General features: G+C 42.4%; 21 protein-coding genes. 3 read left to right on the forward strand and 18 right to left on the reverse strand.

Annotation, left to right across the window (positions count from 1 at the left end; genetic code table 11):
* Positions 1 to 9: 9 nt before the first annotated feature.
* From SB658_RS11255 to SB658_RS11310, 12 genes are all read right to left on the reverse strand, one after another.
* Positions 10 to 231 carry a DUF5970 family protein gene (locus tag SB658_RS11255; RefSeq protein WP_021480522.1) on the reverse strand — a complete coding sequence of 74 codons (222 nt, stop codon included), beginning with the start codon at positions 229 to 231 and terminating at the stop codon, positions 10 to 12.
* Between the two features lie 16 nt (positions 232 to 247).
* A complete protein-coding gene (locus SB658_RS11260) occupies positions 248 to 775 on the reverse strand; it encodes a stage II sporulation protein M (protein ID WP_021480523.1) in 528 nt (175 codons plus the stop codon).
* The gene (locus SB658_RS11265) at positions 772 to 1,476 is read right to left on the reverse strand and encodes an ABC transporter ATP-binding protein (RefSeq protein WP_021480524.1); all 705 of its coding nucleotides are present in this window, start codon (positions 1,474 to 1,476) and stop codon (positions 772 to 774) included. The genes SB658_RS11260 and SB658_RS11265 overlap by 4 nt, the downstream gene beginning before the upstream one ends.
* Entirely contained in the window at positions 1,469 to 3,124 is a 1,656-nt protein-coding gene (locus SB658_RS11270; protein ID WP_144500539.1) for a hypothetical protein, read from the reverse strand. The genes SB658_RS11265 and SB658_RS11270 overlap by 8 nt, the downstream gene beginning before the upstream one ends.
* Positions 3,125 to 3,207: 83 nt before the next feature.
* Positions 3,208 to 3,543 carry an uberolysin/carnocyclin family circular bacteriocin gene (locus SB658_RS11275; protein ID WP_014477869.1) on the reverse strand — a complete coding sequence of 112 codons (336 nt, stop codon included), beginning with the start codon at positions 3,541 to 3,543 and terminating at the stop codon, positions 3,208 to 3,210.
* A 65-nt stretch (positions 3,544 to 3,608) separates the two neighbouring features.
* Complete coding sequence (locus tag SB658_RS11280) at positions 3,609 to 4,181, reverse strand: hypothetical protein (protein ID WP_144500538.1); 573 nt, start codon at positions 4,179 to 4,181, stop codon at positions 3,609 to 3,611.
* Positions 4,182 to 5,120: 939 nt separating this feature from the next.
* Positions 5,121 to 5,744 (reverse strand): protease synthase/sporulation negative transcriptional regulator PaiB, encoded by a 624-nt coding sequence (paiB, locus tag SB658_RS11285; protein WP_144500537.1) that lies wholly within the window; start codon positions 5,742 to 5,744, stop codon positions 5,121 to 5,123.
* Between the two features lie 23 nt (positions 5,745 to 5,767).
* The gene (gene paiA, locus SB658_RS11290; protein ID WP_003228717.1) at positions 5,768 to 6,286 is read right to left on the reverse strand and encodes a spermidine/spermine N(1)-acetyltransferase; all 519 of its coding nucleotides are present in this window, start codon (positions 6,284 to 6,286) and stop codon (positions 5,768 to 5,770) included.
* A gap of 339 nt (positions 6,287 to 6,625) precedes the next feature.
* Positions 6,626 to 6,988, reverse strand: a complete 363-nt coding sequence (locus SB658_RS11295) for a HesB/IscA family protein (protein ID WP_003244166.1) — start codon at positions 6,986 to 6,988, stop codon at positions 6,626 to 6,628.
* Between the two features lie 78 nt (positions 6,989 to 7,066).
* Positions 7,067 to 7,921, reverse strand: a complete 855-nt coding sequence (gene dapF, locus SB658_RS11300) for a diaminopimelate epimerase (RefSeq protein WP_032677054.1) — start codon at positions 7,919 to 7,921, stop codon at positions 7,067 to 7,069.
* Positions 7,922 to 8,043: 122 nt separating this feature from the next.
* Entirely contained in the window at positions 8,044 to 9,258 is a 1,215-nt protein-coding gene (locus SB658_RS11305; protein WP_003228710.1) for a NupC/NupG family nucleoside CNT transporter, read from the reverse strand.
* Positions 9,259 to 9,394: 136 nt separating this feature from the next.
* Positions 9,395 to 9,631, reverse strand: coding sequence for a YuzB family protein (locus SB658_RS11310; RefSeq protein WP_003222913.1), 237 nt, complete (start codon positions 9,629 to 9,631; stop codon positions 9,395 to 9,397).
* Between the two features lie 262 nt (positions 9,632 to 9,893).
* Here SB658_RS11310 and SB658_RS11315 point away from each other — a divergent pair, with 262 nt between their 5' ends.
* Positions 9,894 to 10,961 carry an NAD(P)/FAD-dependent oxidoreductase gene (locus SB658_RS11315; RefSeq protein ID WP_003228707.1) on the forward strand — a complete coding sequence of 356 codons (1,068 nt, stop codon included), beginning with the start codon at positions 9,894 to 9,896 and terminating at the stop codon, positions 10,959 to 10,961.
* A 25-nt stretch (positions 10,962 to 10,986) separates the two neighbouring features.
* On the opposite strand, the gene SB658_RS11320 is transcribed toward SB658_RS11315, so the two are convergent.
* Positions 10,987 to 11,313: a YuzD family protein gene (locus SB658_RS11320; protein WP_014477874.1), complete on the reverse strand. Its 327-nt coding sequence runs from the start codon at positions 11,311 to 11,313 to the stop codon at positions 10,987 to 10,989.
* A 99-nt stretch (positions 11,314 to 11,412) separates the two neighbouring features.
* Between SB658_RS11320 and SB658_RS11325 the strand changes: the two genes are divergently transcribed.
* Entirely contained in the window at positions 11,413 to 11,748 is a 336-nt protein-coding gene (locus SB658_RS11325) for a NifU family protein (protein WP_010886606.1), read from the forward strand.
* Positions 11,749 to 11,790: 42 nt separating this feature from the next.
* Here SB658_RS11325 and SB658_RS11330 read toward each other — a convergent pair whose 3' ends face one another.
* From SB658_RS11330 to cotNH, 5 genes are all read right to left on the reverse strand, one after another.
* Positions 11,791 to 13,764 (reverse strand): S9 family peptidase, encoded by a 1,974-nt coding sequence (locus SB658_RS11330; protein ID WP_032677053.1) that lies wholly within the window; start codon positions 13,762 to 13,764, stop codon positions 11,791 to 11,793.
* A gap of 107 nt (positions 13,765 to 13,871) precedes the next feature.
* Positions 13,872 to 14,801, reverse strand: coding sequence for a homoserine kinase (gene thrB / locus SB658_RS11335; RefSeq protein WP_003228699.1), 930 nt, complete (start codon positions 14,799 to 14,801; stop codon positions 13,872 to 13,874).
* Positions 14,798 to 15,856 carry a threonine synthase gene (gene thrC, locus SB658_RS11340; protein WP_003228697.1) on the reverse strand — a complete coding sequence of 353 codons (1,059 nt, stop codon included), beginning with the start codon at positions 15,854 to 15,856 and terminating at the stop codon, positions 14,798 to 14,800. Before thrC ends, thrB begins: the two co-directional genes overlap by 4 nt.
* A complete protein-coding gene (locus tag SB658_RS11345) occupies positions 15,856 to 17,157 on the reverse strand; it encodes a homoserine dehydrogenase (protein ID WP_003228694.1) in 1,302 nt (433 codons plus the stop codon). The genes thrC and SB658_RS11345 overlap by 1 nt, the downstream gene beginning before the upstream one ends.
* A 200-nt stretch (positions 17,158 to 17,357) precedes the next feature.
* On the reverse strand, positions 17,358 to 18,377 hold the full coding sequence (gene cotNH, locus SB658_RS11350; protein ID WP_014480751.1) for a spore coat-associated protein CotNH: 1,020 nt from the start codon (positions 18,375 to 18,377) through the stop codon (positions 17,358 to 17,360).
* A gap of 152 nt (positions 18,378 to 18,529) precedes the next feature.
* Between cotNH and SB658_RS11355 the strand changes: the two genes are divergently transcribed.
* The gene (locus SB658_RS11355; RefSeq protein ID WP_029725888.1) at positions 18,530 to 19,030 is read left to right on the forward strand and encodes a phosphatidylglycerophosphatase A family protein; all 501 of its coding nucleotides are present in this window, start codon (positions 18,530 to 18,532) and stop codon (positions 19,028 to 19,030) included.
* Positions 19,031 to 19,043 lie beyond the last annotated feature (13 nt).

Genomic DNA, 19,043 nt, shown 5'->3' on the forward strand with positions numbered 1-19,043 from the left:
CATTTTTCACTAAATACGAAAATATAGAGCAGCACTTGCTAAAAGATTAATCAGAAATACAAATAAAAAAAAGTAACGAACGAATCTATTTTGTATCGGAGCAAATATAAATATATATAATCCTGCTGCTCCGAATGTAAGAACAGGAAATAACCACTCAAAGGATAAGGAAATGATATAACCGATAATCATAACAATTGGCACACCGATCAATGATAACTTGCTTCTCATATTATTTCTGCCCCCTTTACTTAAATATTGGTGTGATATAAGCTTCAATAATTGCAGCGGTGATTAGTAAACACATAATAACCAGTATCAAAATTCCGATATGCATAAAGGTTGGGGTTATTACCTTTTTTTCCTTAGAAAAACATAGTCTAATGACTAATTCAATCCCCTTAAAACCAATAGCACCACTTAATAATAACGCTGGAACTTCAAATATACCATGAGGAATTAGCAGTAAAATAATCTGATATAAAGGAACCTCATTATGCAGATTTTCTATAATTGAGCCGCTTAAAATAAACCCATTGGTGAATAAATAAAAAATCGAGGTTAAGCCAAAAGTAAAAAAACCTGCCACTAAAAACAGACAAGCTATTGCATTATTCTTTAATAATTCAACTGGGCCTGACGAACCATTATAGGGGGCTGTTGAAAAAAACTGATCGGAAAATATCGCAGCGATAGCACCGACTAAAAAAAACAGCAATGATGCGGTTAACGGAATAAACGACATCTTGATTGATAATGAGATTCGATTCATCATGTATAAATACTCTCAGCCAATTCTTCAATTTCTTCTAATGAATACTTTGATGATTGATACTCCGCCGCAAAAGTCCCCTCATGAATAATCCCAATTGTATCACACAAAGAATGAGCCAGTTCCAACAAGTGAGTCGATAGCAATACCGTATTTCCTTTTTTGACGTACTCTCTTAATAACATGCGTATAGTCTTGCCGCTGATTAAATCAATGCCTGTAAGCGGTTCGTCAAGAATTAAGATTTTAGGCTGATGAATGAGTGCAGCTGCAATTGATAATTTTTGTTTCATTCCATGTGAATATGATTTAATAAGCTGATTTCCATCTTTTGAAAGCTTCAGCGTCTCTAACATATTCTCTATATAATCATTTGCCCGCTGAGTCGGTACTTGAAACATCTCAGCAGTAAAACGCAAGTATTCGACTCCCGTTAAATATTCATATAAAAAGGCATGATCGGGCACAAATCCAATATCAGCCGATATTTGCCCTTCCCTTTCTGAATCCATTTCTTTATCGTCAATCATGACGCAACCTGAAGTGGGATTAAGCAGGCCCGAAATAATTTTCAAAGTTGTTGTTTTCCCGACTCCATTGGTTCCCAGCAAAGCATAAATGGAACCTTTTTTCACTTCAAAAGAAATATCTTTCAACACCTGTTTTTCACCATAGCTTTTTTGGATATTCTTTAATTTAATCATTGTTCGCAAACCTTTCCGCCATATTGATTCTGCGAAGAAACAGAAACATGACTCCATAGTTTAATAGCGTGAACAGGACAAAAATACCTGATGCAGAATGAATAAGCATCGTTTCAAGTTCCGGGTTTTTATAGATAAAATACGAGGTGATCGCAGCGATTTGAAGCGATACAATGAAAATGAAAGAACCATATAAGTTGTTATACGTCTTTGCTTTCCCCGCTTCTCCAATTTCGTACAGATGCTCCCAGTTTTTCTTAGGATACAGAGCGGTGCTTGAAATCTGGACAAGACTGTATAAAAAACCCGAACACAAAAATACAATAAACAAATAGATCGTCAGCGCAACGGAAGACGGAAAAAACACCGTAATTAAAATGGTAATGATGAACGAATAGATGAGAGCTGCAAGATTATAAATACATACTTTCGGAAATACCAGTTGCCACGCATGTTTGATATTCCGATGAAACAGATGCTGATTTTTTATTTCTCCGTCAACAGATAATACTGTTTTGAGCGCATCCCCGACAAGCTGATACGAAAAGTTCGCAATGATGACCGCCGCCGATACGATGGCAGCTGCCGAGTACTCGGTAAAATGATGAGAGAGCAGCGGCACACAAAAACCTAAAAACAGCATGAATAAATAAAGCATACTGCCGAAATTCCTGATAAAAAACCCGTCAATTCTTGATAGAAACAGCAGATCTTTTTGAAAAATGGCATGAAATATTTTGTTATTTCTATATAATTTCAGCTTTGGCGCAAAATCAGAGTTTGTCAAAAACATATAAGGAATAAGATCCATTTTCTTCAGGGTAGCCGACCACAGCTTAAACTGCACCGCCGTTAAAAGGACGGCAGCCGCAAACACCGCAGAGAAAACGAGCACAGAATGTGAGCGGAACGTTAACCATACATACGGCGTATTCATGAGGATATTACGAAAAGCCGGTGATTCTGTAAACCCGGAGATATCCTTTACCGTATACTCTCCAAACACGAGAAGATAAACAGCATACCCGACTGCAAGCGGAACCAGCAAGCTAACACTGAATAAAATGCCTTTTAGGATTTTCAAGTAAAACATTTTGCTCCACATATTCGTAAGAAGGTAAGCAACATAAGAAAACAGCATAGATAAAAATAAATTGAGAAGAAAATAAACGAAGCCCAGGAAAAATACGATGACCGCTTCAGATCCAGCCATGCCTGCGCCGGTTAAAAATAAAAAGATCGGAAAAACAAAAAGATACCATATGAAAATGGTTTTTTTGATCGCCTGACCGGCAAAAACAGAAAACAGCTGTAAAAAACGAACCTTCTTTAATTGATGAATAACCTTGCGTGTATCGAGCAGAAAGGCATTTTGATGTTCTTTAAAGAAGCCGGCAGCCCAAAAAAGCTGCTCGAGTGAAACGGCGATTAAAACAAATTGTCCCCATGCGCTGAGAGGGAGCTGAATCAGTTTTGACCCGAATAGAACACCGCATCCCAGTAAGATGAGATAAACACATAACAGAGAAATAATAATAGCAGACAGCAGTTTGCCGCTGAGTTGAGGAATTCCCCAATCTTCTTTTCTTTTGCGAAACGATGACAGGGTATTATATTTGATAAGAGCCGCAATTTGTTTGACTATCATACTTTCAATCCTTACCATATGTATTTGGGAGAGAGGCTCTTTTTGCAGCTAGTACAAAAAGAGCTATTATTTATTGATTGATTTTACCAAGCGGCTGCATATTTTTTGCCGTATTTCTTAATCATTGTTTTTGCTGTTGCAACAATTGCATAAGAAATAGCACCTGCTCCTGTAACAATACCGATTAGAGAAATGATAGAAGCAACTGTTGAAGCAGCATCAATAATATCAATTGCTTTTTTAGCCGCTGCTGTAGAGATCCCAAGAGTCGATGCTAATTCAGCATTGGCTGAGAATGCATGAGCCGCCGCCACATTTAATTCTGTACCAGTTAACAAAAGTGCATAAACCAATGTTGCTGCAGCAAGAGCTGCACCAAATAAAATGAATGATTTTTTATTAGATTTTACTAAGTTCATCTTAACATCTCCTACTCTTCTTTTTAATATATAATAAAATTTAGCTGAAATTACTCTCTCCCGAGCTAAATTTTATCCACCATAAAATAATTAAATAAAATATTAAAGAGCTTTAATAAAACAAAACATCCCGTCAATATTATTCTCTTGCTTTTGTCGAGATCGGTAAGTTTTCCTGCGACAACATATACAGCCGCAATTGATATAAGCAGAAATGGGTCCAGCAGCTGTAAACTCAATTCAGTGCCGCTGGCTGAATATATAAGTGAGGAATCGGCAGTCAAATAGTTAACTACTGAAAGAATTAACATTTTAAACGCCGAAATTAAAGAAGTTAATGTATATAGAACCAAATATGTTTTTTTTGGTTTCTTTGAACCAAGAATAAAAGCAACAATAAATAATATAAATCCGCCAATTAGAATCTCTAAGAAAGTTGTGAAGATCATAAAGCCTTGCAGAAACATGACAATTGTACGAACACTTTTTTCCCCGATATCAAAGGTACCTTCTCCGACAGAAGAGTAATATGTGTGCAAAACCTTATCTGAAATACTATATTGGAAGAGAAATGAACAGATCAAAATTATGAAAAACGAACCGAAAAGTATTTTTTTATTGCTCCATTGACCTATCATAATATCATCCTTTTCTTACAAAATAAATCAACTATTCTATACTTTTACAATTTACTCTATCTCTAGAAAAAAATCAACATATTTTTACAAAAAATATTTTTGAATTAAAATTATCAGAAAATAGAATACCTCTCCTTAATTTTAGTTCTAAACACCCTTTATTTTTATACAAATATTTTTTTCCTCCGGATTAAGGGCGATTACGGCGAAATGGCTCCACCATCTGGGGCAACTTCAAGCTATTTGTATGTTAGCTTGACAGTTTTAATCGCATAACCCTTTTCATTATAAATAACCTGATACTACTATCTTTTGGAGGAAGCCAACCAACCCGAACTAGGCTGATTGTACCTATTAATATCAGACAGATGAAAAATGCTGAAACTATACTTTGTATCATTTTCCGCTTACTCCAGACTTCAATCGTAAAGACTCTTCCTTTCTCGTCATTGTAGACTCTTCAAAAACGTGCGGTTTCCCATTTGTAGGGTGAAATCCTATGCTTCATCACTTAGTCTGAACGACCTAATTTTAATCATGTTTTCTCTCGGCATATCTATCCCTTTCCTTTTTGGGGCAATAAAAAAAGCCTCTTAAAAAGATGAATCTTTTCAAGAAGACTTGCCATGATCATTCTAGTGCACTTTAGGCATACATTCATTACTATTCTAAACGAAGAACAGTTACTACAGACAACCTGTTTACAGTAGATGAAAACACTAACATATCGACGTTTATATAGTACGATGTGAAAATTATTATTGTTCAATTAAATTGTTTACGCTGCGTACTCCTGACGACTAAGTAATGCCCTTTTACCTGAATTTCACTTTTTGTTTAAATGCCTCCGTTTTTAGGTACAATCTTTCATGTTTGAGGAAAAGCTGCAATATAAGAGCTCCGTTTTCTTTAATCTGAGGGTTTCATAATAGGTGAGCTTTATAATTGATCTTTCAATCTGTTTTCCATCAGTTCTGCCATTTGTTTTGCATTTGGATTTTCTTCATTTTGCAACTGTTCAATGATGTTCATATAATCCGTTTCATTTCGGTTCTGGCTTAATTTATATGCCGCTTGAATGTCTTCCACCTTAATCTTAAATCCAACGATACCTTTCAATTCACGTTCTAAGAGTTTTGGAGAAAGCTTATCCCATAAAACAGGATTGTCACGATGTTTTTCGTATTTCTCCAGCATGATTGTTAATTCTTCTGCTAATTCATCTTTCTCTAACATACTTGCTTTTCCATACATGTGGACAGTCTGATAATTCCACGTCGGAACATTTTCGCGTGAATACCAGGAAGAAGAAATATAAGCGTGCGGTCCCTGAAACATGACAAGCACATCTTCACAGGCTTCAAACGTTCTCCACTGAGGATTTCCATAAGCGAAATGCCCCGTAATATAGTAATGATCATCTTTTTTATTGAATCCTAACGGCAAATGTGTGGCAATTGGTTTTCCTTGTTCTGTTGTGACAATCGTACCAAAGGAGTTTTCTTGTACAAAATTCCAAATTTCTTCAGCATTTGTGACTTTAAAATATTTTGGAATATACATCATCATCCACCCTTCGAAAAATATTATATGAGTGTTTTAGCCATGATTAAATCCGTTTGCTCTTCATCACCCATATAAAAAGAGTGGGCGCCGGTCTGAACAAACCCCATTCTCTTATAAAAGGCAATGGCATTTTCATTTTTTTCCCACACACCTAGCCAAATGTTCTTTTTATTACGTTCCAGTGCAATTTCTATAGCTTTATTCAGCAGATGTTTGCCAAGCCCATGTTTTTGAAAGTTGTTCTTTATATAAATTCTCTCAATTTCAAGTGATTCAGCACCCATTTCTTCAGACTGAGCATCATCGATATTGACCTTTACATATCCAGCGATTTCATGATCAAAGTAAATAAAAAAGAATTGCGAAGACATATTGGATAACTCTTTTTCCAGCTGCTCAGTGTTAAATGCGCTTTCTAAATAGGCTTTCATATTTTCAGGTGAGTTCTGTTCTTTAAAAGTGTCATTGAATGTTTCAATACTCAATTGTTGAAGTGTTTGTAAATCTTCCCGGCTGCATTTTTTCATTTTTACACTCATTGTTCGGATTCAGCCCCTTTATTTAAAATTCAATTGTCTTGTGTCCCTTTTTAATATATTTAAACACGGAACAGATACTGACCTTGTTACCATTCCAAAAATCTTCTTCAACACCAACTCCCTATCGTGATTTTGTTGCAAATGCAATAAAACATACCCCGCATTAAATATAGCGTAACTTTGCTGTATTTACAACAAAAATCAAACAACAAAGCAGCGTTTCTCTTGCCGAAGTTCCCGGAACTCTCTGCATCATTTCCCCATAATAAAAACGCCTCCCTTAACGATGATTTATCGCTAAGAAAAGCGTCAGTAATAGTTGCTATCCGTTTTTAGTGCTTAGCACTCTTCAGGCTTGCCTGCATTCGTTGCTGTTCTGAACGAAGAACCGCAGCCGCATGAAGCGATGGCGTTTGGATTGTCGATGGTGAAGCCGCCGCCGAGCATGGATTGTTTATAATCAATCACGGTGCCGTTCATGATGTCAAGGCTTTCTTTGTCAACTAGAACAGTGATGCCGTGCTGATCAAACACACTGTCTGATTCACTCTTTTCATGCTCAAAGCCCATGCCGTAAGAAAGTCCGCTGCAGCCGCCGCCTTTGACGCCTACACGCAGAAACGCGTTTTCTTCTTCATGCTCTTTCATCATATCTTTTATATGCAAAGCTGCTGCTTCTGTAATTGTTACCGGGTTGCTCATCATTGTGAACCTCCTTTTAAAAACCGGTTGCTGTCTTTTATTATAAACATGATCGTTCCAATTCTCAAACAAGGTGTTTTACAAGAAATAGACACCCTCACAAACGGTTTCAGCCGGCCCTGTCATCATTACATGGCCGTTATCTTTCCAGTTTATCACCAAATCCCCGCCTGCTAAATGCACCGTGATGTCTTGATTTCGCTTTGATACGCCGTTTAATACAGATGCGACTGCCGCTGCACATGCTCCTGTCCCGCATGCCTGAGTAATCCCTGATCCCCGTTCCCAGACGCGGAAATGCAATTCTTGTTCATTCACGGTTTCAACGAATTCCACATTGATGCCTTCCGGAAATCTCGGATCTTTCTCAATCACCGGCCCCAGTGTCGTTAAGGGTGCCTGTTCAATGTCTGCGATCGGAAAAACGATATGCGGATTTCCCATTGAAACGGCAGTGCCTGTTAGTTCTACTTCACCAAATGCCATCGTTTCATTGATTGTGTGCTCTCCCCCGCCGTCAAGCATCGGAAGCTCGGATTTTGTCAAGCGCGGTTCGCCCATATCGACAGTGACCACATTCACTTTTCCGTTTTCGACTTGAACCTCCGCTTTCACAAGCCCGGAGAGAGTTTCAATCAGAAAAGATGTTTCCTCAACTAGCTTATGCTCATATGCGTATTTTGCGACGCAGCGCAGGCCGTTGCCGCAGTTTTTCCCTTCAGATCCGTCATTATTAAAAATCCGCATTTTAACAGGCGCTTGGTCTGATGGGCATATCAGGATCATTCCGTCCGATCCGATCCCTGTATAAACAGAAGAAACCTGAATTGCAATCTCTGACAGTTTTTCTTCTGGAAGCTGTTCTTCAAATTGATTCACATAAATATAACTGTTTCCCAGGCCGTGCATTTTGGTAAATCGAAATGAGTTCATAGGTGCCTCCAACTTTTTTTCTTTTTCTTAGTATAAAAGCTATTATAAGCGGACACAATACAATTTTCCCCCGTTTTTCATACATAAAAGCTCCTTGCACTGACGCAAGGAGCTTTTATCGTTTATATAAACATGCCGGCAATGGCTGCGCTGAGCAGATTGGCTAATGTTCCTGCAAGAACAGCCTTCAGGCCGAGACGCGCGATATCTGAACGGCGGCTGGGTGCTAATCCGCCCAGCGTACCAAGCATAATCGCAATTGATGAAAAATTGGCGAATCCGCATAACGCGAAACTGATAATGGTAGCAGTTTTCTTAGAAAACTCGCCGATGTGCGGACCGAAGTTAGAATAAGCGACAAACTCATTCAGCACCAATTTCTGACCGATATAGCTTCCCGCCTGCAATGCTTCATGCCAAGGCACGCCAATCAAAAAGGCGATAGGAGAAAACACATAACCGAGAATGGATTCTAATGTTACGCCTTTTAAACCGAACAAGCCGAAAGCCCCGCCGAGAATACCGTTTACTACAGCGATTAACGCAACAAACGCAAGCAGCATCGCCCCAACGTTTAACGCTATTTGCAGTCCTGTTGACGCTCCCTTTGCAGCTGCGTCAATGACGTTGGCTGCGCCTTCGCCTTCATCCATTTTGAAATCGCTTTTTACGGTTTGCGTTTTTTCCGTTTCGGGTATAATCAATTTACCAAAGACTAGTCCAGCTGGAGCAGCCATAAAGCTGGCCGCCAGCAAGTATTCAATCGGAATACCGAGAAGCGCGTACCCAAACAAGGTAGATCCCGCAACTGCCGATAGACCGCTCGTCATAATCGTAAACAACTCAGAGCGCGTCAGCCCGGCAATCAGGGGTTTGATCACTAACGGAGATTCTGATTGTCCTACAAAAATATTGGCAGCAGCCGCCAGAGATTCCGTTTTGCTTGTTCCAAGGAGCTTCGACAATCCGCCGCCAATGACACGGAAAACGAGCTGCATGATTTTCAAATGATATAAAACTGCAATCAGTGCTGAGAAGAAAATGATAACGGGCAGTACACTTAATGCAAATGCCGGACTGTCTCCGACCTTTAGAAGCGGTCCAAAAATAAAACTGATGCCTTCATTCGCATAGTCAATCAGAAGCTGTACACGGCTTGAAAACCATAAAAAAACAGCGCGTCCCGCTTCCCATTTCAACACGATGTATCCAAACGCCACCTGTGTGCATAAACCAACGATGACGGTTCTTATCTTAATATTGCTTTTCTTTTCTGAAAATAAAAACGCGATAGCAATGATCGCAACTGCGCCCAGCAGCCCCCACAGAACATTCATGAATACTCGTACACCTCTTAAATTTTATTTAAAAAAATATCTTTTATACGATAACAATAATATTTTTTGATGTCTACACATTTTTTTAGTTCTTTTGTACGGCAAAATAAAAAAGGGCCTGTCCAGGCCCTTTTCTTTAAAACATTGGATTTTCTTCAATAAAGGTATATATATTCTCAACAAGCTCAGCAGGCGTTTCACCCATGACGACTTCTCCGTTTACCAGAGCGAAAAGCGATTCCATGCATGTCCCGCAGTAGCTTAAGCAGCCATATTCAAGGACATCAAGGTTGGGATCCTTCTCCAAAATCGCCCGGGCTTCCTGAGAGCCGTGAGCCAGATTGCTGACACAAAATTCAATCATTGGATTCATGCGGTTTCACCTCACATATGTCCATTATCGCGAATTTTTCACTATTCGTCAAAGACAACGGATGATTCAAAATTTATTATCGTAACATATTATTTCTCAAATAACGTTTTACTAATTTGTGTTTTCAGGCTAAATTGTAGGTTATTTTGAAACTATTATTGTGATTTTAGATCAAATTCGATATAATTCTAGATGTTATTTTACATAGTTCGTATTTTCTTCAATGTATCTATCATACTCTTCGGATTAAAGGGGAATTCAAATGAAAAAATTGGTCTTGATCGGCGGAGGTTACGGGAACATGCGTGTTCTTCATCGCTTATTGCCAAACCAGCTGCCTGATGATGTTTCAATCACGTTAATTGACAGAAATCCTTATCACTGCTTGAAAACAGAATATTATGCCCTTGCCGCAGGCACAATTTCTGACCATCATATCAGAGTGTCATTCCCAGAGCACCCTCGCCTGGATGTCCAATACGGTGATATCACATCAATTGATATTGTACAAAAACAAGTGCTGTTCCAAGATCGTGAACCGATTTCTTACGATGACGCCGTAATCGGGCTCGGCTGTGAGGATAAATATCACAACGTGCCGGGAGCGCCTGAATTCACCTACAGTATTCAAACCATCGATCAGTCCCGCGAAACCTACCAAAAGCTGAATAATCTGAGCGCTAATGCCACCGTCGCCATTGTCGGAGCGGGCTTAAGCGGCGTTGAGCTTGCAAGTGAATTGAGAGAAAGCCGTGATGACCTGAACATTATTTTGTTCGACCGCGGTAATCTCATTTTATCAAGCTTTCCCGAGCGTTTAAGCAAATATGTGCAAAAATGGTTCGAAGAGCACGGTGTCCGCATTATTAACAGGGCAAATATCACAAAAGTAGAAGAAGGCGTTGTGTATAACCACGATGATCCGATTTCTGCAGACGCCATCGTGTGGACAGCCGGCATCCAGCCAAACAAAGTCGTCAGAGACTTAGATGTGGAGAAGGACGCACAAGGGCGTATTGTATTAACGCCACATCACAATCTTCCAGGTGATGAACATCTGTACGTTGTCGGCGATTGCGCCAGCCTTCCTCATGCGCCGAGCGCCCAGCTGGCAGAGGCTCAAGCAGAGCAGATTGTCCAAATCTTGCAAAAACGCTGGAATGGAGAAGCCCTGCCTGAATCAATGCCTCAGTTTAAGCTTAAAGGCGTCCTCGGTTCACTCGGAAAAAAAGCCGGCTTCGGGCTTGTTGCTGACCGTCCGCTGATCGGCCGTGTTCCGCGTATGCTGAAATCCGGCTTGCTGTGGATGTATAAACACCATAACGGTTAATGATAGAGAAGAACCGCTGATCAAGTCAGCGGTTTTCTGTATACCCATGCTTCTCCATTTCCTCATAAACGTCTTTTAATTTTGGATTGCCTTCACCGACAATTTTGTCTTCTACGAGCACAAGCGGATAAAAATACTCGTCATTTCTGATTTTTTCCGCAAGCTCTTTCGCATGTTCATTGTCAGGCGGCTCATAAATATCGATGTACTGCATCTCAAAAGGCTGATTTGGATATTTTCTTTTCAGCGCAGCCTCAAGCCACTCGTATGTATCCTTGGCTGTCGGCATATTGACACAGCTCGCACAAACGGTTTCTGCTCCGTACACGCTTAGCATGACTGGTTTCATCACTTGTAAACGCCCCCTTCTCCTATGTAAGTCCTTTCTTTTAAGTATACAGAGCCAAAGGGCGTTTTTATAGAAAAAAACCGTTTTTGTGTTGAAGTCTGAATGTGCTATAATAGGGAGAGCAACTTTGCAAACCAAACAATAGATTTTTATTGTTACACTGAATATAATGGTTTTATGACGACGAAAGGAGCGAATGTCATGACTGAAGTTGAAATGAAAGAACAGGTGCAGGAAGTACTGGACAAACTTCGTCCGTTTTTACTTCGTGACGGCGGTGACTGTGAGCTTGTAGACGTAGATGAAGGTATCGTTAAGCTTCGCCTTCTAGGCGCATGCGGCAGCTGCCCAAGTTCAACAATTACGCTGAAAGCCGGAATTGAGCGCGCTCTTCTAGAAGAAGTGCCGGGTGTCGTTGAAGTAGAACAAGTCTTTTAATAAAGCAGCCAGGCGGATATTTGATCAGCCTGGCTTTTTTTATTAGAGATATTGGTCAAACCATGAGCTGATATAATTCAGGCGCTTGATCCGCTGTCTTGGGTGTCCGGTGCGTGACAAATTGTGCGATGCTTTCGGAAAACGGACAAGCATGGTTTCCTTGCCCATTTTTTTCAGAGCGATAAACAGCTGCTCCGCCTGCTCGATCGGGCATCGGTCATCCCGCTCGCCATGCAGTATCAAAAGCGGTGTCTCCACGTTTGCTGCGTATTTTAAAGGAGACCGGTCCCAGAGCTTTTCTGTGTCCTCAAACATGTCATGCTCAAGCTGCCAGTCTGTAAAGAAATAGCCGATATCACTGACGCCGTGAAAGCTGATCCAATTTGATATCGAGCGCTGGGTAACGGCAGCTTTAAAGCGGTTCGTCTGCCCGACGATCCAGTTGGTCATAAAACCTCCGTAGCTTCCGCCCGTGACACCGAGCCGCTTAGGATCAATATGCGGATCTCGCTTGATAGCCTCATCCACAGCTTGCATCACATCGTCATAATCTTTTCCTCCATAATCCCCTCTGACCGCATTCACAAATTCCTGCCCGTAGCCGTGGCTTCCTCTCGGATTGATATAAACGACCGCGTATCCTTTCGCCGCCAGCACCTGAAACTCATGAAAATATGTATGTCCGTACATCATATGCGGACCGCCGTGTATGTTGAGAATAAGTGGATATGTTGTCTCACCTTCCATTTGTGCAGGCTTCATCAGCCAGCCGTTCACCATCACGCCGTCTTCTGTAGCATATTGAATCTCTTCAGGTATTGATATCGTATGCTCACTGACAAACTTGTCATTCGCGCCAGTCAGCTGTTTCTCTTCCTGTCCAAGCGGGATACTGTAAAGCTCACTCGGTCTGTCCGGCTTTGTCACACTGGCAATAAAGTGCTGTTCATCAGGTGAAAGAGAAAAGCTATTGATGTACTCTTTTTCCAGACGAACCGGATATACAAGGCCTTCAATCGAAATATAATAGATGCCCGTACTGCCTTGATCTGTGCCGATGACATAAAACCCTTGGCTGTCCTTTGTCCAAATCGGGCGCTGTTCAGCACCACCGATCAATGAATCTCCAATCAGCGCATCTGCTAAATGAACGTCCAGCATCTCAGTCAGACATGTGAGGCGGCCTTGTTCGATATCATAGAGCCACGCCTTTGAGAGCGTTGCATTCTTATATTCCTTTTCATTTCCAAGCAAAGCAAGATACCTTCCGTCTGGTGAAAATGAACTAGATCCGAATGAGCCGCGATGAGGTGTAACCTGCTTAAGATCTCCAGACTCCAATGACATTATGTAAACATCATGAGGCTTGCTGGCATCATCTGTTTCAGTTAAATTAGCTGAGAAAACAAGCCATTTGCCGTCAGGAGAAAAAGCAGGATCACCATGATCAGCTTTGTGACTTGTCAGCTCCTTCATCTCACCCGACTTTACGCTGACAAGCACAAGCTGGGCATACGCGCCTCTCGTCAGCCCTTTGCCGTCCCGTTTGTAGGAGAGGCTTTGCACTTCAACAGGTTCATAGCTGTCCTGCTCCGTTTTTTCTCGGTCATCAATGCTTTCCCCCTCTCCCAAACTGACAGTGACCAGAATCGATTCACCGTCCGGGGACCATAGCGGCTTTGACACGCCATATGGGATATCAGTCAGTTTTCTTGCTTCTCCGCCTTCAGTGCTCATGATATAAAGCTGTGCCGCATCGCCTTCTCGATCAGAAATAAAGGCAAGCGTGCGCCCGTCCGGAGACCATCTTGGGTCGGTGCTTCGCTTTTCTCCATGTGTCCAAGGAACAGATCCGCCCGTTTTCGTTTCATAGATCCATATATTTGATGTATACGAATCTTTCTCTTGATTTACTTGTGATTTTACATATGCGGCACGGGTACCGTCTGGGGCGTATTGAGGATCGGTCACAGAGACAATCGCTGTGATGTTGTCTGCGGTTATCAGCTTTTTCATATTCATCTCCTCCTTTTTACATGTATTTCGTTTTTCTAAATAAAAACTCCTTTATCTCCAGCAAAAAAAAGCGCCCTCCGCTGACGCTGAGGAACGCTTGGCATGATCTATACACTTTTTACTTGATATAAAGGATTTCGCTCTATTATACTTCCCTCTTTCGGAACGGTCAAAGCGTCTACTTCACAATGAGGGAAATGAAGCGCGAGCTGTTCTTTTAGCTCTTCTCCCTTTCCTTTTTCGGTCATGACGAGAATCGTTGGGCCTGCTCCGCTGAGAGCCGTTCCATATGCGCCCTTCATCTCGGCGACGTGCTCTACTTTTGACAGCTCAGGCACAAGCATCGCCCGGTACGGCTGATGGAACATATCCTTCTTCATAATTTTCCCGACAAGCGGCCAATCCTTGGACATGATCGCAGCAATGAGGATATTGCTGACAGCACTTGCTTTTACGGCATCGGCATATGGAAACTCCTTCGGAAGCACGTCTCTCGCGTCTCTTGTCAGCACTTCATAAAAAGGAATGACAACGACTACGTCAATGTCAGCATTCGGGACGCGGATCATTTGGGTCTCGTCATCCTCATGCAGGCCGATCACAAGTCCGCCGACGAGAGAAGCGCCAGCATTGTCCGGGTGTCCTTCTTCTAGACTCGCTAAATGCAGCTTGTCCGCTTCAGACAGCTTTAAGCCGCATAATTCATCAGCCAGTTCAATGGCCGCTACAATTGCCGCGGCGCTGCTGCCAAGGCCGCGTGCAAGCGGGATGTCGCTCCACACCTTCACATGGACAGGAGGCATTTCTTTTCCGTACAAATCTGCGGTCCGTTTAGCCACTTGATAGATCAGGTTATCTGTACCCGCCGGAATTCCGGCGACTGTTTCTGTTTCAGCCTCAAAAGACCATTTGTCGCTTTCAAAGACGGTCAGCTTCAAATATCTGCTGAGCGCCATTCCGACTGAATCAAAGCCGGGGCCTAGGTTAGCTGTGCTTCCGGGAACAGTGACAGAGAACAGCATGTCGGCTTCGTTCATACACGGGCCGCTCCTTTTACATATTCAAGGATGCTGTCTTCATCAGTCGGCAATGTGACAGGCTTGATTTCTGAAATGTCGACCGCTGTGTTCGGATCTTTCAGTCCGTTTCCTGTTAACACAGCTACGACCTTGCTGCCTTTCGGAATTTCTCCGGATTTCACCTGTTTCAGCACTCCTGCGATAGACGCGCAAGAACCCGGTTCTGCAAACACGCCTTCTACACGGGCGATCAGCTGATATGCGTGAAGGATTTCATCATCAGTGACTTCGTCAATTTTCCCATTGGATTCCTCGGCTGCCTTTACAGCTTTGTCCCAGCTTGCCGGGTTTCCGATACGAATGGCTGTCGCTATTGTTTCCGGATTTTCAATCACTTCATTGCGCACGATTGCCGCCGCACCCTCAGCTTCAAAGCCGCGCATTTTCGGAAGGCCTGTGCCGTTTTTCTCATGATATTCCTTGAAGCCCTTCCAGTACGCAGTGATGTTTCCCGCGTTTCCGACCGGGATCGCTAAAACATCAGGCGCTTCCCCCAGCTGTTCGCACACTTCGAAGGCAGCAGTTTTTTGGCCTTCAATGCGGTAAGGATTGACTGAGTTGACAAGGGCAATCGGTGATTTCTCACAGATGGAACGAACAATTTTAAGCGCATCGTCAAAGTTTCCGTCAATTGCGATAATCTCGGCTCCGTACATGACAGCTTGAGCGAGTTTTCCAAATGCAATTTTTCCGTTCGGGATGATGACAATGCATTTCATGTTAGCGCGGGCTGCATATGCTGCCGCAGCAGCGGAAGTGTTACCTGTTGACGCGCACATAATCGTGTCATTGCCTTCTTCTTTTGCCTTTGCCACAGCCATAACCATTCCGCGATCTTTAAATGATCCCGTAGGATTGACGCCTTCCGTTTTGACATGAAGCTCAATTCCGAGCTGCTCAGACAGCTTCGGCAGGTGAATAAGAGGTGTGTTTCCTTCATGTAAAGTTAGCGCCGGTGTTTGATCTGTTACAGGTAAAAATTCTTTATATTGATGGATAAGTCCTTTCCACATTAGCTCCAACCGTTCCCTTCTACACGATATGTGCTTTTGACTTCTTGAACGACTTCCAAATCATTTAGGTTTTGCAGGATATCACTGAAATCAGCTTCTGATGTATGATGTGTGACAATTACGATTTCAGCTAACTCATCATGGCCTTTAATTGGCAGCTGAAGGATTTTTTCAAAGCTCACGCCCCGCTCTGAGAACACAGATGTAATTTTCGAGAATGAACCGACCTCATCTTTCACATGAATTCTTAAAAACTGCTGTGCATAAATGTCAGACGGCGATTTCATGTTTTTCTCATATTGCGGTCCGACAAAGCTGTTGCCGGTTACACCGAGGCGCATATTTTTCATGACAGCGACGAGGTCAGAAACAACGGATGTCGCTGTCGGCATGCTTCCGGCTCCCGGCCCGTAGAACATCGTCTCACCGACAGCCTCGCCGTATACATAAACAGCGTTAAACTCATTATGAACAGCAGAAAGCGGATGATGGTCAGGAAGCAGTGTCGGCTGTACGCTGACCTCGATTTTGCTGCCGTCACGCTGAGCAATCCCGATCAGCTTCATTGTATAGCCGAGGCGTTTGCTGAAGCTGATGTCCTCGTCTGTAATTTGGGAGATCCCCTTTACTTTGACGTCTTCCAGATCCACGTTCATCGAGAAGCCGAGGCGCGCCAATATCGCCATTTTCCGTGCGGCGTCAAGCCCTTCCACGTCAGAAGTCGGATCAGCTTCGGCAAAACCGAGATCCTGCGCTTCCTTGAGCACTTCCTCGTATGGGCTTTTCTCTTTGATCATTTTGGTTAAGATAAAGTTTGTTGTGCCGTTCACAATTCCCATCATTTTTGTAATTCGATCTGATGAGAGGCCTTCCTCTAACGTGCGCAGAATCGGAATCCCGCCGGCAACACTGGCTTCAAAGTAGATATCGCATCCATTTTCCTTCGCTTCGGCAAGCAGCTCGGAGCCGTACACAGCCATTAAGTCCTTGTTTGCTGTGACAACATGCTTTTTCGATCTCAGCGCGTCGACCAAATATTGTTTTGTCTGTTCAACGCCGCCGATCACCTCGATGACGACATCAACATCTGGATCATCAATGACATCATACACTTCTGTCGTGAGCACTTCCTTCGGCAAATCTACTTCTCTCTTTTTCTCTAAATCTTTTACAAGCACTTTTTTTATCGTAACCGGACAGCCGACCTGATGCATAAGCTTATCCTGATGGTCTTGAATAATTTTAACGACACCGCTTCCGACGGTACCTAAACCTAAAAGCCCTACACGAATCGCTTTCAAAAAAACTCCACCTTTCTTTTGGTTGTCCTCTTGAAAAAGACAATTGTTAACTCAACACAGACATATAAGTTACAAACATTATATAAGCCCGCTCCTGTTTTGACAAGACAGCATTAGGCTGAATTTTGCGAATGTAAACGCTTAACGCATTGATATGACAAGATTCTTTATTTTCTAATTATTTTTGTCAGATTTTCTCCTCACCCTGAGCTGCCTTTGCCGAGCCAGCTGACGCGTGGAACAAACAGCTTCTGCGCCCGCATATTCATGAATTCCTGCGCTGTATTGAGAAATTGTTCATAACGCCCACAGTCATTAAGAATGAAGTTAAGCTGTTCTTCAAAATAATGCTTTTCTGATTCTGATGACATGTAATAGCTTTCTACGATTTCAAAATAATGAAGCGGGAAAAGCAGACGGCTGTATAAAAGGCGTTTCGAAAATGAAGACAGCGGTGTGACTTGCTCGTATTCCTGTAAAAAGAGAAAGCCCTGCTGATTAAAATCTTGTCTGTGATGCAAAAACGTATGCCTCATATATTCAGCCAAATCACGGGAAGCGTGGTCAAACACCCAATCGGCCGGAATCCTGATCAATGATTCCGGTGACCATGTATGCCTTTCCATCCGCTGATGGCATATCGTTCCTGAATCAGCGGCTTGGGGCTTGTCATCCAGCTCAGTGTCCACTAAATATTGTATCGCGTTTTCTGACAGTCCTAAATAATATGGAAATGATTCGATCATTTTTTTATCGAATGGCTCATGCGGAGGGGTCTGAACCTTTCTCTGCCAAAATGCTTCCAGCTGATCAATTCGTTTTCCCCACAGATCCTTCCACTGGCCGATTCTTCCGGCCGCCTTCACCTCATATGGATATCCTCGGCCTTTTCGGTGAAATTCCGCCAGCTCCGCTCCAATGGAGAACGCCCTGTTTGAATAAGGGGGGGCCGCCTTCAGCAGAGCGTACGTTTTTCCCTCATGTTCAAATGTCAATTCACCTTCTTTTGTAAAGATAAAAACCGAAACGTATGGGTCACTTTGTTCTTGTAAATACTGACTCATGTAATAAAGCTCCGCCAGCTCTGTTTCTGAGAATTGGGAAACGGGGACAATCAGAAAGTATGAATTAGGCGTCTGAAAGCATTGATATGTGTGCTGATACATGGAAAGCTGCCTGATGTGAATGCCGTATTTTTCTTTTATTGTACCTTTCACCATGATCACCTGCCTGTTGAATTTGGGCTCATCACATCGTAGTCATACACAGCCGGAATTATGAATACATATTTTAATCCGAAGAAGGCGCAAGAAAAAGTCGTAAACTTCTCAAGCATTTTGTATAAACTAGTAAAAAAGATTGGGTGAAGCTGATGTCAGAAAACGAACAATTCAGTCAGATGGAAGCTAAAGCAAGAGCACGGATGAAGGAGCGCGGCATTGAGGTATCAGACATTGCCGAGCTTGTCTTTTTTCTGCAGAAAAAATATCATCCGGATTTAACCATTGATGAATGCACGCTGAACGTCAATCGTGTTCTCGCAAAACGCGAGGTGCAAAACGCGATTTTAACGGGCATTGAATTGGATGTTCTTGCTGAGCAGAAAAAACTGTCTGAACCGCTGCAAACGATGCTGGAAATAGATGAAAGCCTATATGGAGTAGATGAAGTTCTGGCATTTTCCATTGTGAACATTTACGGATCGATCGGGTTTACGAACTACGGTTACATCGACAAAGAAAAACCCGGAATCCTTAAACGATTGAATGATAAATCAACCGGTGAATGCCATACCTTTTTAGATGACATCGTCGGAGCGATTTCTGCCGCGGCTTCAAGCAGACTTGCTCACCGCGCGCGGCATACAGAATAAGGGCACCCTTTTA

The organism is Bacillus sp. SIMBA_008 (assembly GCF_046535495.1).
In the GTDB taxonomy this organism is placed as follows: domain Bacteria; phylum Bacillota; class Bacilli; order Bacillales; family Bacillaceae; genus Bacillus; species Bacillus subtilis.